17 protein-coding genes and 1 pseudogene are annotated in these 15497 nt (G+C 61.5%); 9 read left to right on the top strand and 9 right to left on the bottom strand.

All coding sequences use genetic code 11. The annotated features are described in order from the left end of the window. Positions 1-4: 4 nt before the first annotated feature. Positions 5-464 (top strand): annotated as a pseudogene (locus VL202_RS16340) (GNAT family N-acetyltransferase). A gap of 12 nt (positions 465-476) precedes the next feature. Here the strand turns inward: VL202_RS16340 and clpS are convergent. From clpS to VL202_RS16325, 3 genes are all read right to left on the bottom strand, one after another. After that, a complete protein-coding gene (clpS, locus tag VL202_RS16335) occupies positions 477-788 on the bottom strand; it encodes an ATP-dependent Clp protease adapter ClpS (RefSeq protein WP_325465144.1) in 312 nt (103 codons plus the stop codon). Positions 789-873: 85 nt separating this feature from the next. After that, positions 874-1275, bottom strand: coding sequence for a type II toxin-antitoxin system VapC family toxin (locus VL202_RS16330; RefSeq protein WP_325465143.1), 402 nt, complete (start codon positions 1273-1275; stop codon positions 874-876). Beyond that, on the bottom strand, positions 1272-1529 hold the full coding sequence (locus VL202_RS16325) for an AbrB/MazE/SpoVT family DNA-binding domain-containing protein (RefSeq protein WP_325465142.1): 258 nt from the start codon (positions 1527-1529) through the stop codon (positions 1272-1274). The genes VL202_RS16330 and VL202_RS16325 overlap by 4 nt, the downstream gene beginning before the upstream one ends. A 134-nt stretch (positions 1530-1663) precedes the next feature. On the opposite strand from VL202_RS16325, the gene ychF reads away from it, so the two are divergent. From ychF to VL202_RS16305, 4 genes are all read left to right on the top strand, one after another. Further along, positions 1664-2767 carry a redox-regulated ATPase YchF gene (gene ychF, locus VL202_RS16320; protein ID WP_325465141.1) on the top strand — a complete coding sequence of 368 codons (1104 nt, stop codon included), beginning with the start codon at positions 1664-1666 and terminating at the stop codon, positions 2765-2767. A 167-nt stretch (positions 2768-2934) separates the two neighbouring features. Further along, positions 2935-4389 carry a hypothetical protein gene (locus VL202_RS16315; RefSeq protein ID WP_325465140.1) on the top strand — a complete coding sequence of 485 codons (1455 nt, stop codon included), beginning with the start codon at positions 2935-2937 and terminating at the stop codon, positions 4387-4389. An 83-nt stretch (positions 4390-4472) separates the two neighbouring features. Then, positions 4473-4928: a MaoC family dehydratase gene (locus VL202_RS16310; RefSeq protein ID WP_325465139.1), complete on the top strand. Its 456-nt coding sequence runs from the start codon at positions 4473-4475 to the stop codon at positions 4926-4928. Beyond that, the gene (locus VL202_RS16305; protein ID WP_325465138.1) at positions 4925-5392 is read left to right on the top strand and encodes a MaoC family dehydratase; all 468 of its coding nucleotides are present in this window, start codon (positions 4925-4927) and stop codon (positions 5390-5392) included. Before VL202_RS16310 ends, VL202_RS16305 begins: the two co-directional genes overlap by 4 nt. Positions 5393-5396: 4 nt before the next feature. On the opposite strand, the gene VL202_RS16300 is transcribed toward VL202_RS16305, so the two are convergent. The 3 genes from VL202_RS16300 to VL202_RS16290 form a co-directional block, all read right to left on the bottom strand. Further along, on the bottom strand, positions 5397-6512 hold the full coding sequence (locus tag VL202_RS16300; protein WP_325465137.1) for a hypothetical protein: 1116 nt from the start codon (positions 6510-6512) through the stop codon (positions 5397-5399). A gap of 17 nt (positions 6513-6529) precedes the next feature. Beyond that, positions 6530-7075 (bottom strand): adenine phosphoribosyltransferase, encoded by a 546-nt coding sequence (locus VL202_RS16295; protein WP_325465136.1) that lies wholly within the window; start codon positions 7073-7075, stop codon positions 6530-6532. Positions 7076-7213: 138 nt separating this feature from the next. Next, positions 7214-7624, bottom strand: coding sequence for a DUF4168 domain-containing protein (locus tag VL202_RS16290; protein WP_325465135.1), 411 nt, complete (start codon positions 7622-7624; stop codon positions 7214-7216). A 253-nt stretch (positions 7625-7877) separates the two neighbouring features. Between VL202_RS16290 and VL202_RS16285 the strand changes: the two genes are divergently transcribed. Further along, positions 7878-8063, top strand: coding sequence for a DUF1059 domain-containing protein (locus VL202_RS16285; protein ID WP_325465134.1), 186 nt, complete (start codon positions 7878-7880; stop codon positions 8061-8063). A gap of 2 nt (positions 8064-8065) precedes the next feature. Here VL202_RS16285 and VL202_RS16280 read toward each other — a convergent pair whose 3' ends face one another. From VL202_RS16280 to VL202_RS16270, 3 genes are read right to left on the bottom strand one after another with little or no spacing between them, the layout of a single operon-like run. Continuing rightward, positions 8066-9316 carry a CCA tRNA nucleotidyltransferase gene (locus tag VL202_RS16280; protein ID WP_325465133.1) on the bottom strand — a complete coding sequence of 417 codons (1251 nt, stop codon included), beginning with the start codon at positions 9314-9316 and terminating at the stop codon, positions 8066-8068. Then, entirely contained in the window at positions 9313-9945 is a 633-nt protein-coding gene (locus VL202_RS16275) for a CoA pyrophosphatase (protein ID WP_325465132.1), read from the bottom strand. Before VL202_RS16275 ends, VL202_RS16280 begins: the two co-directional genes overlap by 4 nt. Beyond that, on the bottom strand, positions 9942-10565 hold the full coding sequence (locus tag VL202_RS16270; RefSeq protein WP_325465131.1) for a DUF1285 domain-containing protein: 624 nt from the start codon (positions 10563-10565) through the stop codon (positions 9942-9944). The genes VL202_RS16275 and VL202_RS16270 overlap by 4 nt, the downstream gene beginning before the upstream one ends. 167 nt (positions 10566-10732) lie before the next feature. On the opposite strand from VL202_RS16270, the gene VL202_RS16265 reads away from it, so the two are divergent. The 3 genes from VL202_RS16265 to VL202_RS16255 are packed head-to-tail and all read left to right on the top strand — an operon-like array spanning position 10733 to position 15490. Beyond that, positions 10733-11746 carry a MoxR family ATPase gene (locus VL202_RS16265; RefSeq protein WP_325465130.1) on the top strand — a complete coding sequence of 338 codons (1014 nt, stop codon included), beginning with the start codon at positions 10733-10735 and terminating at the stop codon, positions 11744-11746. A gap of 19 nt (positions 11747-11765) precedes the next feature. Beyond that, on the top strand, positions 11766-12686 hold the full coding sequence (locus VL202_RS16260; RefSeq protein ID WP_325465129.1) for a DUF58 domain-containing protein: 921 nt from the start codon (positions 11766-11768) through the stop codon (positions 12684-12686). Then, the gene (locus VL202_RS16255; RefSeq protein ID WP_325465128.1) at positions 12683-15490 is read left to right on the top strand and encodes a DUF4159 domain-containing protein; all 2808 of its coding nucleotides are present in this window, start codon (positions 12683-12685) and stop codon (positions 15488-15490) included. The genes VL202_RS16260 and VL202_RS16255 overlap by 4 nt, the downstream gene beginning before the upstream one ends. Positions 15491-15497: the final 7 nt, after the last annotated feature.

The following is a 15497-nucleotide window of genomic DNA, read 5'->3' as shown; positions in this document are numbered from 1 at the left end:
ACCGATGCCGCCGGACGATTTCAGCATCCGCCCTGCGACGGCAGACGACCTTCCCGCACTTCTTTCCCTCTACCGGCAGCTCAATCCGGATGATCCGGCCATGCCGGAGGATGCCACTGCGGCAGGCTTCGCGGCAATTGCGGCACAGCCCGGCATGACCGTGCTGCTTGGCCTGTCTGGAGACTGTCACCGCCACCGTGACGCTTGCCGTCATTCCCAACCTGACGCGTGGCGGCGCATCCTATGGGCTGATCGAGAATGTCGTGACGGACGCCCGATACCGCAAGCGTGGCCATGCCGGCGCTTTGATCCGGCAGGCATTCGACCGCGCCTGGAGCGCCGGCTGCTACAAGGTCATGCTGCTGACGGGCAAGACGGATACGGCGACGCTTGCCTTCTACGAGGGTTGCGGCTTCGTCCAGAACAAGACCGGCTTCCAGGTCCGTCGCCCCGCCGGCTTATGAAACGCAAGCCCCCTACTCCTCGGGCTCCGTTATGAACATCAGCGGGAAGCCTGCCAGCCTGCCGAGGTCGGTCGCCTCCTTGGCCTTGCTTTCGGCAATGTCCTTGGCGCAGACGAGGATGACGCAGACGCCGAGCTTATGGGCGGTCATCATCATCCGGTAGCCGGTCTCCTCGCTCATCCGGAACACCGCTTTCAGGACCATGATGACGAACTCGCGCGGCGTATAATCGTCGTTGATCAGGATGATCTTGTAGAGCTTCGGCCTTTCCAGCTTGGGCTTGGTGATGGTTTTCGGTCTGAGACTGGTGTCGCTTTCGGCCATCGGAAATCCACCCTTTTCGCGGGTGAGTGGAGAATGAACACATTGTGCATCGCGATCAGTACCAAGGCAAGACGTGCAACGACCATCAATCGGCAGCGAGCAACAGGACGGCCTGATCGGTCTTTTTCAGGATTGCCGCCGTTCGTTTGTCAAATGTCGCGACAACCTCGCCACCAAGCCTGCGCCCCTCGAACGCGATGATACCATCGGCAAAATCGCCGCCAGCGTTCATGAAAGAAAGACCATGTGCAACTGCACAGCGGTCAAGAACAACTCGCCCCACATACGACAGATATTCGACTGTTTGCTTGAGTTCGGCTGCCGTGAATTTGTAAACCCTTCTTAAAACCCATACCATTTCCCAGAGAGTCTGGTTTGATTTCACAGCTTCAGACGATCGCAACAACTCCTCAGCTCTGTGACTTTCAACAGGGTGATCGCGTGTGAATATTCTGATCAGAACGTTCGTACCGACGATGACTTTCAATATTTGACCTCGCCCGCCCATCCCGCTTCGATCACATCGTTTATCTCGTCGATTGAATGAGTTCTCTTGGCCTTATAAGCGAACATGCCAAACAGACTTTTGATCGGCAACTTACGCCCGATGGCATGGATATTTCCTTCACCTTTCGGCAATAGGACAATTTCAATGTCATCTCCAGGCTTGGCACCGAAATGATCAAGCACTTCCCTTTTGAGGGTCACCTGCCCCTTGGTTGTAATCTTCAATTTGACCATCACGCTATCTCCACCATGCCAAGGTAAGGCAACTCTGCCTTCTTTCAATTGGCTTGGTTATAACGAGGCCTTGACCCGGAAGAGCCCTTCCCCCATAGGCAGGGCACAGTCTTTCAAGATATGGACAAGGTGCCATGGGTTTCAAATGCGGTATCGTCGGGCTGCCGAATGTCGGCAAGTCTACTCTCTTCAACGCCCTGACCAAGACGGCGCAGGCACAGGCGGCTAACTACCCGTTCTGCACGATCGAGCCGAACACCGGCGAAGTGGCGGTTCCCGATCCGCGCATGCGCAAGCTGGCCGATGTCGCCAAGTCGAAGGAACTGATCCCGACGCGCATCTCGTTCGTCGACATTGCCGGCCTGGTGCGCGGCGCGTCGAAGGGCGAAGGCCTCGGCAACAAGTTCCTCGCCAATATCCGCGAAGTCGATGCCGTCGTACACGTGCTGCGCTGCTTCGAGGATGACGACATCACCCATGTCGAAGGCCGCATCAACCCCGTCGGCGATGCCGACACGATCGAGACCGAGCTGATGCTTGCCGACCTCGAAAGCCTGGAGCGCCGCGTCGACCAGACGCGCAAGCGCGCCAGCAGCAAGGACAAGGAATCGCTGGCGCAACTGCCGATCATGGAAGCCGTGGTCAAGCTGCTCAACGAGGGCAAGCCGGCCCGCCTGCTCCTGAAGACCCTGGCACCGGAAGAGATCGAAATCCTCAAGGGTCTGAACCTGCTCACCTCGCATCCGGTCCTATACGTCTGCAACGTCGCGGAAGCCGATGCCTCGACCGGCAACGAGCACACCAAAGCCGTCGCCGCCATGGCCCAGGAACAGGGCGCCGAATGCGTCGTCATCTCCGCCGCCATCGAAGCCGAAGTCGCACAGTTGCCGGAAGAAGAATCGGTGGAATTCCTCTCGGCCCTCGGCCTTGAGGAAGCGGGTCTCGACCGCCTGATCCGCGCCGGCTACCACCTGCTCGACCTCATCACCTATTTCACCGTCGGCCCCAAGGAAACCCGCGCCTGGACGATCGTTCGCGGCACCAAGGCGCCGCAGGCAGCCGGCGTCATCCACACCGATTTCGAACGCGGCTTCATCCGTGCCTTCACCATCGGCTATGACGACTACATCGCTTACAAAGGCGAAACCGGCGCCAAGGAAGCCGGCAAGGGCCGCGACGAAGGCAAGGAATACGTGGTCAACGACGGCGACGTTATCCACTTCCGCTTCAACACCTGACGGAATGACGTGCCGACCGTACGGAAGGCCTTCAAACCTCGAATAAGACGATGGCGCCGCCCGTTCATATTGGGCGGCGTTTCCGTGTCCGCTTTCTTGCACGTGCCGCTTGCCCTCGTATCGATCGGCGATATGTTTGGCCGCAATATTCAATGAGGAGTTTTTGGATGCGCCTGCTTCCCGCCCTGCTTTTGTCCACCGCCCTTGTCACGCAATCCGCACAGGCGGCGGAAATCACCCATCAGGGCGCGCAGGAGATCGAACAGAACTTCACCAAATATCTGCCCGAGAAACTGGCGAAATCCGGACTGATCAAGGTCCGTCCGGGCACGACGGATTATGAACTGACCTTTGATCCAACCGTGTTGCTGAAGGATGTCGATCCGAAGGTCTTCACCATTTCCGGGCTCCAGCCATGGCTGGCGTTGATCCGGCCGATGGATGATGGCCTGTGGCAGTTCAACCAGACGGCGGATCTCGATTTGAAGGGTCAATTCACCGTCGGTACAGAGACGACGGATTTCAGCTACAAGATCGATGGCATGAAGGCTGATGGCACGATCGATCCGGACCTTCTCTATTTCAAATCGGCGAAAATGAGTGCCGACAAGGCCTCCATGACGTCGAAGTCACCGCTGCAATCTGTAGAAGCCACCTTCGGCGCGCTGACGTCGACGCTCGACGCCAAGCGCGCCACGCCGCAAACTGTCGATCTCCGTTCCAACATGGTGATGAACGGCTTCACCGAAACCATCATTGACCCCGCCAAGGTCAAGGTCGATCTTTCCGCCGACAACCTGACAGTCGATGTCGCATTCAACGGGCTGGGCTACAAGCCGTTGCAGGATCTCGTCTTCTTCGTGCTCGACAAGATGGAGAAGGACAAGAAGGAACTGCTGGCGACCGAACAGGTCGAGTTGAAGGCACTGGTGCGCGCCAACCTGCCGATGTTCGAGACGCTGCTGGAATCGATCGAGGTCGCCAATCTCAAGGTCGGCACGCCGACGGGAACCTTCGGCGCCGAAACCCTGCGTTATACGATCGACACCAATGGCCTGCGCGACCAGGCGAAGGTCGGCTTCGGCATCACCATCGACAAGCCATCGGTACCGCCGGGCGTGATCCCGGAGGCCTTCGTCTCCGCCCTGCCCGAGACGATGAACACCCGCATCTCGCTGGAGAACATCAATCTTGCCAGCGGCATCACCTATTTCATCGATCATGCCGATTTCAACGCGGACAAGCCGCTGACGGATGAGCAATCGACAGAAGTCGGCCGCATCTTCCTGCCGGGCGGCGCCATGACGATCCGTTACGACGATGTCTCGGCCCGCTCCTCGATCTATGATTTCAGCCTGTCGGGCACGACCACCGTCTATCCCGACCAGCCGGAGCGGCAGAACACCGATATCACGATCTACGCCAAGGATTTCGACAAGACGGTCGAATACCTGCAGAAGAACGCCGCGACCGTGCCGCAGTTCGGCCAGGCCGCCTTCATGTTGCTGATGGTCAAGGGCCTCGCCAAGGAAGGTCCGGACGGCAGGCAGATGTGGAACATCGTTGTGGATGAGACCAAGAAGGTAAAGATCAACGGCCAGGACCTGCCCTTCCAGCCCTGATCGCTCGCGGGCGATCATCCCAACCGGCTGGTTTCCCATCACCGGTTGGGATGGTAGAACATGCCGGTTGGAGGGCGCAAAGAATGCTTTATTTCGAAGATTTTCCCACCGGCAGGCGGTTCGAGTTCAAGCCGGTCGCAGTAGAGGCCGAAGAGGTCAGTGCCTTCGCCGCGGAATTCGATCCCCAGCCGATGCACCTGTCGGATGAGGGCGGAAAGGCCAGCATTCTCGGCGGGCACGCGGCATCCGGCTGGCACACCAGTGCCATGATGATGCGCATGCTCTGCGACAGCTATATTTTCGAGACCGCGTCGGAAGGCTCTCCCGGCGTCGACAGCATGGAATGGAAGAAGGCGGTCTTGGCAGGCGACACCCTCTCGGGCGCCTGCACCGTCGTCGAAGCGCGCGTGTCGCGCTCGCGGCCCGAGATCGGCATCGTCAAGCTGCGCGCGGTTGTAAGCAACCAGCGGGGCGAGACGGTGGCGATCTGCGACTATGCCAACATGATCCGCTGCCGGCCGACGGGAGACAGCGCATGAAGTTGGCCGAACTCCACCCCGAAGGCACGCGCGAGACGATCGGCACGGTTCTCTTCACCGCCGAGGACATTATCGGTTTCGCCGAGAAATTCGACCCGCAGCCGTTTCACCTCGATGCCGAGACGGCGAAAAACTCGCTGTTCGGCGGGCTCTGCGCCTCTGGCTGGCACACCTGCGCCGGTTGGATGAAATGTTTCGTGCCCTACTGGATGGACGAAATCCGGCGGCTAGCGGAACAGGGGATTGAGGCGCCGAAGCTTGGCCCCTCGCCCGGATTTCGCGACATGCGCTGGCTGCGCCCCGTCTTTGCCGGCGATACCATCACCTATTTCGTCACCTTCGTTGCCGCCAAGGACCTGGAATCGCGGCCGGGCTGGCGGGTCAACACCATTCTGTGCGAGGGCGAAAACCAGAACGGACAGCCGGTGATCCGCTTCGAAAGCAAGGTGATCGAGTTTCCGTGACCGTTCAGCGCTTGGGGCGATAGATGGGGTGCAGGCGGGACGTGATCGTCTCGGGCAGGAGTGAGACGACCGCCCGGCGCAAGGCTTGCCAGAAAATACCGATGAGCAACACGACGAGGCCGACGGCGAGAACCGTGACGGAGAAATAGTCGCCGAGTGAAGCGCCGCCGCGCTGCAGGATGGTCCAGATGGCGAAACCGAGCGACAGCAGCCCGGAGGTGACGAAGGCGCGCCGGTCGATGATCAGCCCGATCGCCATGAACACGACGACGATCGCAAGCACGGCAGCCGCGTCGCCAGGAGACGTTGCGTCGCCCCACCAGTCGCCGTTGATGTTGCGCAGGAAAATGAAGGACAGCATGGCGTAGAGCAATGCCGGCGCGGCAGCGAGATGAAGCCAGAAGGCGACATCCGACAGCCGGCTTTTTCGCGCGGGATCGGCGATGTCGTAGGACATGGCAGCCGCAAATAAGCCAAGTGCACCGATCAGCAGCACACATGCGGAGAGAGCTGGATATTCGACGAAGACGAAGAAAGCACCCGTCGCCTTGGTGATCAGTAGAAGAGCGATGTTCACAGCAATCAGGAAAAGACACACAAGCACAGCTGCGAGCGCGAGCGGCACCCGATAACGCCAGTAGAAAATCGCGAGCGTCACAGCCCCTATTGGAAAAACCAAAAGCGCACGTTCGAGGTCCCTTAAGACATCCGGGGCCAACTCAGCAATCATCATCATGGCAAACACACCCGTCCACTGGATGAGTGCCACGGTCAGCACGACCGCCGGGAGCGCCAGCCTTTGCCGGCGCACGAGGATTTCAGCGAGAATGACAATGGCTGGCAAAACGGCAAAAAGGCTGCCGAGACCCCAGAGCCCGACCAGCGCAACCACGATACCGATGGTGATGAGGATATCATGGAAGCCGCGAATGAAGCGAGGCTGTTCGCTTTCCTCGGCCTGCAGCGCATCAGCCATGGCGACGTTGTCCGCCGTCAAAACGCTTGCGCCGCCGATGCAGGCGCCTCGGCCGGTCAGATAGGGCTCGAGCCTCTCGGCCTGCTCACCCGTTATGATCCCCTCGCCCGCGGCGGAGCGAAGCGCGTCCCCTATCGATGCCATCGGGCGCCCTCTTTGGTTCAGTGACCGTCGAATTCGATCAGTGTACGAACCTCGACGCCGAGCGCTTCGAGCTTCTTGCGTCCGCCCAGTTCCGGGAGATCAATGATAAAGCAGGCGGCAACGATATCGGCGCCCATCTGCTGCAACAGCTTGGTCGCGCCCTCGGCTGTACCGCCGGTGGCAATCAGGTCATCGACCAGAACGACCTTTTCGCCGGGCTTGATGGCGTCGCGGTGCATTTCCATTTCGTCGACGCCATATTCCAGGCTGTAGGCGATGCGTACGGTGTCGTGCGGCAGCTTGCCCTTCTTGCGGATCGGCACGAACCCGGCCGACATCTGGTGGGCCATCGCACCGCCCATGATGAACCCGCGCGCTTCAACGCCTGCAACCTTGTCGATCTTGGTACCGGCAAACGGCTGGATCAATGCATCGATCGCGCTGCGAAAAGCACGTGGATTGCCAAGCAGCGTGGTGATGTCGCGAAACATGATGCCGGGCTTCGGGTAATCCGCGATGTTGCGGATGGAAGCGATCAATTCTTGACTAAGAGGAGAACTCATAGGGTAGGCATGCCTTTATGGACGTCTTGAGAAGACGAAGGCATAGCACCAAAGCCGTATTTTCCTATAGCGGATTCTTGCCGTCAGACCGCGAGCGGGAACGAAGATTCTCGCACCCCGCCCCCGACGAAATGGCGATTACTGGGCGGGCGCCGAAACCTTCAGCTTGTCCTGCACCTTCTTGGCGACGTCTGGATTGGTCTGCGCCGCGGTGATGATGGTCTTGTATTCGTCCAGCGACATATCCGGCGACTTTTCGACCGCATTGATCATCTGCTGGTTGGCCTCGTTCTGAAGCTTCTGCTTGTTCGTGGCGTCCTTCTCGGCGCCGATCTTGGCGGCATAGTCCCGCCTGACCTTGTCCACCTGCAGATAGGCGACCGCGAAGGCTTCGATCTTCTGGTCGCTGATGGCGGCGGGTGGGGTTCCTTGCATCGGCTGGGTGGTTTGCGGCTCGGCAGCACTTTGCGCAAATGCGGGCGAGTTGATGACGATCAGGCTGAGCGCTGCAGCGGTCAGGGCCGCGACGGGCATGTGGCGAATGGTCATATGCATTCCTTCCTTAGGTCAATCTGAAGGTGGTTTTCACCGCCTTTTCGAATAGGGCGAACCCCGCGGCCAAACTTCAGGATGGATCGGGCGACAATGTGACCCTCAAAAGGAAGGTTCAAGGCGATGTCGAGACAAGCACCGGGCAGCAACCGATATTGGGGAACCATTCGAGCCCGATTTCGGTTATAGTTGGACCATTCCGCCAGCCGAACGGCAGACGGGCGGAATGTCACATGCAAGGAGGAGTCTCATGCGACTGTTTGAATGCGGGTCCCTCGTGCCGGGTTGCGACTGGCACACACGCGCCGACAGCGACGCGGAAGTCGTTCGCCGCGCCGTCGATCATCTGCGCCAAACCCATGGCGAAACACTGATCCGCGAAAACATGGTCGATCATATCAAGGAACGCATCGTTGACGAAACGAAGGCGGCCTGACCTCAGACCATCGATTGAAGCCGGGCAACGAGCGTTGCCCGGTCTGCATTGAAGTTCCCCTCCACCCACTCGTCTTCCAGCGCACCCAATATTTCTCCGACGCGCGGCCCGGCGGGGATGCCATTCTGCAAGACATCGGCCCCCGTCAACGGGAAGATCGGCCTTTGCCATTTTTCTGTCCGCGTCAGCAGGCGTTGCAGCCGGGCCGTTTCAGGCAGTTGTGCCGGATCACCCTCGGATTTCTGCCGGGCGGAGGCGAGAGCGAGACGCAAGCTCGTATCGTAACCACCCGTCCCGTGACGATAGAGAAGCCGATCGAACGCCGTGTCGGCAATCGTGGCCGGCAGGCGCGGCGCCTTGGCCCATTCGGCGAAAACAGCGGCCTCGTTCCTTGACAGCCTCAGGCGCTTTGCCATGACGTCCAGGCGCTCGGCATCCGGCGGGATGATGGAGGCAAGCCGCAGCAAGGGGTTGGGCTCCCAGTTGAAGGCCTGCTCGGCCGCGATCAGGGCGGGGATGGCGTCGATCCCCCATTTCTCGCTTTCTGGCAGGATTTCAGTGAGGACACCGGCAGTCCGCATCCACAGAAGCGCCCGCCCCGGATCCCGGGCAGCGAGGATTTTCTTCAGCTCCGACCAGACGCGTTCGGCCGACAAGCCCGACAGTCTGGAGCGCGCCTGCGCGCAGGCCCTGAGCCCGTCGGCGTCCGGGCGACCGGACCCGTAATGGGCAAAGAACCGGAAGAACCGCAGGATGCGCAGGTAATCTTCGGCAACCCGCTCAGTCGCGTTGCCGATGAAGCGGATGTTGCGCTTTTCGATATCAGGCAGCCCGCCGACGAGATCGATGACCTCCCCCTTGGCATCGGCATAGAGCGCGTTGATCGTCAGGTCCCGGCGCTCGGCATCCACCCGCCAGTCCGTGGCAAAGGCGACCTCGGCATGGCGGCCGTTGGTTTCCACGTCACGCCGCAACGTCGTCACTTCATAGGGAACGCCATCGATAACGAGTGTGACCGTGCCATGCGCGATCCCGGTTGGAACCGACTTGATGCTTGCCGTCTTGGCGCGGGCCACGACCTCGTCCGGCAGGAGCGTCGTCGCCATGTCGATATCGGCGACGGCAAGCCCCATCAGGCTGTTTCGCACGGCGCCGCCCACCACCCTCACTTCGCCGCCATCGGCATTGAGCAGGTCAAAGACGCGGGTCAGCGCCGGCGCGGAAAACCAGGCCTCGGAGGCAACGGAGGTCATACATAAAGCCTTTCATACAGCATGCGGACAATTCCCGCCGTAATGCCCCAAATATGCTGATCACCATAGGGCATGCTGTAAAAATGTCGCTCGGCCCCCTTCCAGGTCACTTGGCCCCGACCGTGATTGTTCGGGTTCATGAGGAAGGACAGCGGCACGTCGAACACCGCCGCCACCTCTGCCGGATTGAGTTGAAGGTCATATCCGGGTTGAACGACCGCGAGGATTGGCGTGATCCGAAAGCCGGACATGGCCATGTAATGCGGCAACCGTCCGACCGTTTCGACGAACCGCCGGTCGAGGCCGATTTCCTCCTCGGTTTCGCGCAGCGCCGCCCGTTCGGGCGTATCGTCTTCCGGATCGATGGCGCCGCCGGGAAAAGCGACCTGTCCGGAATGTTTGCGGAGCGTCTTGGTGCGCTGGGTGAAGATCACGCGGGCCTCGTCGCCATCGTCGATGACCGGCACGAGGACGGCCGCATCCTTCAGCTTCAGCGTTTCGAGATAGGGGATCGTGTCCGGATTGAGCAGGAAATCGCCATGCTCGCGCCAGGCGTCATCCACCGGGCTGCCGGAATGATCAAGCGCGCGACGCCGAAAATCTTCCGCTGAAAACAATGCCTCGGTCATGCCGAAAGCGCTTCCAGTTCTCGCGCCAGCATGACGGGAAACAGAACGCCGCCGGAGCGGATCGCGAACATCTCGACGCTGTCGATCGTCCGCGTCTCGCCAAGCTCGACGAGATCGTACATCACGGCGCGCGAGACGAGCGCCTCCAGCCGGCCGCGCACATGGAGATAAGGCTTCAATTCCCTGTTCTCGCCTTCGATGACGAAACGCAGCCCATGTTCCGGCCCGGCCTCCACGACATCGCCGACATTGGTTCGGAACGTGATCACCGGCTCGCCGTCATTTTCGGTCAGGTTCATTTCCACTGCGACGAAGGGCGCATCGACGATGCGGATACCGACTTTTTCCACAGGAGTTACAAGATAGGTCCTGCCGTCCTCGTCCTTGCGCAAAACCGTGGAAAACAGGCGCACGAGCGGCTGCCGGCCGATCGGCGTGCCCATGTAGAACCATGTGCCGTCGGCGCGGATTTCCATGTCGATATCGCCGCAAAAGGGCGGATTCCATTTGTCGACCGGAGGCAAACCCTTGGTTTGGCCGTTCGTCTGTCCCGCAGCCCGGCTGATCAAGGCTGCCAGTCCCGCGGCATCGCCGGTCTGATGTATTTGCTCGTCCGCCATTGTTCCGTCCCGATTGCCCCTATTCTTGCGATTTCTCGAGGCCTATCTCACGAGATAGTGCGCCGGTCATGTCTTGTCAGCCTTTGATCGGAGCATAGATTGAAAATCAGCGACGGAAAGAGCGCTTTTTGCGATTCGGCAGCGGGGCCGGCCACTGGAGACAAACGATGGGTGTGATGAAATCGACCGACGACGCAACCGACGACAAGGCCATTATTGCCGCGGCGGAAAAGGCGCTTGGCGAGATCGCGCTGATCCGCAAGGAAGTCGGCAAGGTGATCTTCGGCCAGGAAAGTGTGGTCGAACAGACGATGCTTGCGGTCCTGTCCGGCGGTCACGCGCTTCTGGTCGGCGTGCCCGGTCTTGCCAAGACCAAGCTGGTCTCGACGCTCGGCACGGTGCTTGGCCTGAATTCGAGCCGTATCCAGTTCACCCCCGACCTGATGCCTTCGGATATTCTGGGCTCCGAAGTGATGGACCAGGACGAGAACGGCCGCCGGTCTTTCCGCTTCGTGCCCGGACCGATTTTCACGCAACTGCTGATGGCCGACGAGATCAACCGCGCCAGCCCGCGCACGCAGTCCGCGCTTCTGCAGGCCATGCAGGAATATCACGTCACCGTCGCCGGCCAGCGCAATGACCTGCCGCAGCCCTTCCATGTGCTTGCGACGCAGAACCCGCTGGAGCAGGAAGGCACCTATCCCCTGCCCGAAGCCCAACTCGACCGCTTCCTGATGCAGGTTGATGTCGGTTATCCCGAGCTTGCCGCCGAACGGCAGATCCTGCTCGAAACCACCGGCACCCGCGAAAACGAGGTCCACGGCGTCATCGACGCCCGCCAGCTTCAGGATATCCAGCACCTCATCCGGCAGATGCCGGTCAGCGAAAAGGTGGTCGATGCCATCCTCTCGCTGGTGCGCTCGGCCCGTCCCGGCAACGGCAATGACGCCACCGACAGACACGTTGCCTGGGGTCCCGGTCCGCGCGCCGGCCAGTCGCTGATGCTCTGCGCCCGTGCCCGCGCGCTCTATGACGGCAGGCTGGCACCATCCATCGATGACATCATGGCTCTTGCCGAACCCGTTCTGCAGCACCGCATGGCGCTGACATTTTCAGCCCGGGCGGAAGGCATGACGGTGCGTGACGTCATCACCGGGCTGGTCAAACAGGCGAAGGCTTAATCAAGCCAAGGGATAATGAATGGCTGCCATAGGGCAAATCGTCGACCCGACGCCGTCCGGAGAAGTTCTTTCCCGAGCGCAGAGCCGCGCCAGATTGATCCCGGATTGCATGGTAGAGGCGAAACGCATCGCCAACACGGTGATTTCCGGCTGGCATGGCCGGCGCAAACGCGGCATCGGCGAAAATTTCTGGCAGTTCCGGCCCTATAGCGATGGCGAAAGCCTGTCGCGCATCGACTGGCGCCGCTCCGCCCGCGACGATCATACCTATGTGCGCGACCGTGAGTGGGAAGCCGCCCACACAATCTGGCTCTGGGCCGACCTTTCCCCATCCATGATGTACAAATCGAAATTCGGCAGCGTCTCGAAGGAAAGCCGGGCGCTGGTGCTGATGCTGGCGCTTGCCGAAATCCTCGCCCGCTCCGGTGAACGGATCGGCTGCCCCGGGGTGATGGAGCCGGTCTCCGCCCGCAATGCTGCGGAGCGGCTGGCGACCGCGCTGATGCACACGCCGCTCTCCGGCGGCCTGCCACAGACGGGCATGATCCGTGGCGCGAGCGACTTTGTCCTGATCGGCGACTTCCTCGATCCGGCCGAGACAATCATGGCGCAACTCGGCCCGCTCGCCCGTCGTGGACTGCGCGGCCACGTGGTTGAAATCGCCGATCCGGCCGAAGAGAGCTTCCCCTATGCCGGCCGCACCGAGTTCACCGACCCGGAAACCGGCGAAAAGCTCACCGCCGGCCGGGCCGAAATTGTCCGCGACGACTATCGCCGTGCCTATGTCGCGCGTCGGGACAGTCTGGGCGAAAACCTGCGCCATCTCGGCTGGACGTTCACGCCACACCGCACCGACCACCTGGCGTCGGAAGCGCTGGTTGCCGTGCATATGTATCTTTCCGGCATGCCCGGACGCGCGACACATGGAGGCCAGTTGTGAGCTTCCTGCCCTTCATCTTTGCCAATCCACTGATGCTGGCGGCGCTCGTTGCCCTGCCGGCGATCTGGTGGTTGTTGCGCATGACGCCGCCCAAGCCGGTGACGGAAGTCTTTCCGCCGCTGCGCATCCTGGCCAGCGTCCTGAAACGCGAGGAAACACCGTCTAAAAGCCCGTGGTGGCTGACGCTGCTGCGCATGCTGATGGCCGCCGCCGTCATTCTGGCCATCGCCGATCCGGTGTTCAACCCGCGCTCGAATACATTGTCGGCGGACGGACCGCTGGCTTTGGTCATCGACAACGGCTGGGCGACCGCGACCGACTGGGAGCGTCGCGTGGAAACGGCGGACGCGCTGATCGGCGACGCGGAATCGAAGGACCTGCCGGTCGCGATCGTCTTTACCGCAGACAGCGAGCATAATGCCGTGCCGGGCTCGGCAACGGCAGCCCGCAACCGTGTCGCCGCCGCATCGCCGCAACCGCTGCGCCCTGACCGCGAAACTGCAGTGACCGCATTGCGCACCGCTCTTAATGGCACGACACCGGGCACGCTGGTTTTCCTGTCGGATGGCATCGAGGCTGGCGACACGAAGATCATGGCTGAGCTTGCGGCGCTGACGCCCGCAAATTTCCGGCTGATCGAGGGCGGCATCGACCACGCCGTTGCCATCACCAACTCCGCCAACGATGCCGAATCCATGGTGGTCAGCGCCAGCCGTCTGGAGACGGCAAGTGCACGCGCATTTCCAATTACCGCCTACGACACGCGCGGGCGGGCGATCGCCAATGGTTCGCTCGCCTTTGCGGCTGGCGAAGGCACGGCAAAGGGAACCCTCGCCGCTCCCTTCGAACTGCGCAATGACTTTGCCCGTATCTCCATCGATGGCCTGGCGACTGCCGGTGGCACCTTCCTGCTTGACGACGGTTTTCGCCGCCGCCGCGTGGCGCTTTTGAGCGGCGAGGCGCGCGACCAGTCGCAGCCCTTGCTTTCGCCGCTCTACTATATCAACCGGGCGCTCGCGCCCTATGCCGATCTCATCCAGCCGAACGAAGCCGATCTTGCCGTATCGATCCCCGAACTTCTGGCGCAAAAACCGTCCATGCTGATCATGGCCGATATCGGCCGTCTGCCGGAAAAGACATACGCCCCGATCACCAAATGGATCGAGAACGGCGGCACGCTGGTGCGCTTCGCCGGCCCGAGACTGGCAGCGGCGCCTGCCGACGATCCACTGGTTCCGGTGACGTTGCGTCAGGGCGAACGCGCGCTCGGCGGCGCCCTGTCCTGGTCGGAGCCACAACCGCTGGCCGATTATCCGGCGCTCAGCCCGTTTGCCGGCATGCCGCGGCCCGAAGGCATCCTCGTCAAGCGGCAGGTGCTGGCCGAACCGACCGCCGACCTCTCGTCGCGCACCTGGGCAAGCCTTGCCGACGGAACGCCGCTGGTGACGACAAAGACACAAGGCGCCGGTCGCATCATCCTGTTCCATGTCAGCGCCGAGGCGACCTGGTCAAACCTGCCGATCTCCGGTGATTTTGTCGAGATGCTGCGCCGGAGCGTACAGCTGTCGCGCAGTGGTGGCGTCGCAGGTGAGGGCACCGCCAAGGGCCAGACATTGCCGCCCTTCCGTCTTCTCAATGCCGATGGTGTGCTGATCAGCGAGACCGGCAAGGCCCGGCCGCTGGACATCAAGGCGGGGACGACGCCTGCCTCCTCGCCCGAAAACCCGCCTGGCCTCTATGGCTCGGAGGAAGGATTCACCGCGCTGAACCTCCTGCCACGCGACGCCGAACTGAAGCCGATCGACACGACTGGTCTTTCGACGGCCTATACGACCGAGCCGCTGATCGGCACTGAGGCCTGGTCGCTGAAGCCGTCGCTGTTTGCGCTTGCCCTCGTGCTTCTGCTGGTCGACTCGGCCGTGGTCCTGTTCATGGGCGGCGCCTTTGCCCGCCTGCGCATGCCGGCGGCCGCCGCGATCCTGCTGGTACTGGCCGCAGGCTCCATGATGCTGGTGCCGGATCGTGCCTTTGCCGATGACAGCAAGCCGGGCGACGACGCGATTTTCGAGCGGCTGGACAAGACGCATCTGGCCTATGTCGTAACCGGTGAAACGGATGTGGACCGCCTGTCGGAGCGTGGGCTCGCCGGCCTCACCGAATTCCTGACCTATCGCACGACGCTCGAGCCCGGCCCGCCCGTGGGCCTCGATATCGCGGCGGACGAACTCTCGTTCTATTCGCTGATCTACTGGCCCGTCTCCGCCAATGCGCCGATGCCAAGCGCGCAGGCAATCAGCCGGATCGACGCCTATATGCGCGCCGGCGGCACCGTGCTGTTCGATACGCGCGACCAGTTTTCCTCGCTCGGCACCAGTTCCGGCTCCAGCCCGAATGCGGAACGGTTGCAGGCGATCCTCGCCGATCTCGACATTCCGCCGCTGGAGCCGGTTCCGACCGACAACGTGCTGACGAAATCGTTTTACCTGCTCTCCAGCTTTCCGGGTCGCTACAGCGGCAGCCCGCTCTGGATCGAGGCGCAACCGGACAATGGTTCGCAGCCGACCGGGCGCCCTGCCCGCTCCGGCGATGGCGTCTCGCCGATCATGATCACCGGCAATGATTTTGCCGGCGCCTGGGCAATCGATTCCAACGGGGTGCCGCTGCTGCCGACAGTGCCGCCGGACGAACAGCAGCGCGAATACGCCTTCCGGGCCGGTGTCAACATCATGATGTACATGCTGACGGGCAACTACAAGGCGGATCAGGTGCACATCCCCGCCCTGCTCGAACGGCTTGGCCAGTGAGGATGTG

The sequence above is a fragment of the Pararhizobium sp. genome, from assembly GCF_035497515.1.
Taxonomy (GTDB): domain Bacteria; phylum Pseudomonadota; class Alphaproteobacteria; order Rhizobiales; family Rhizobiaceae; genus Pararhizobium.
Note: the sequence above shows the minus strand (reverse complement) of the source record. Positions and strands in the feature narration are given on the sequence as shown.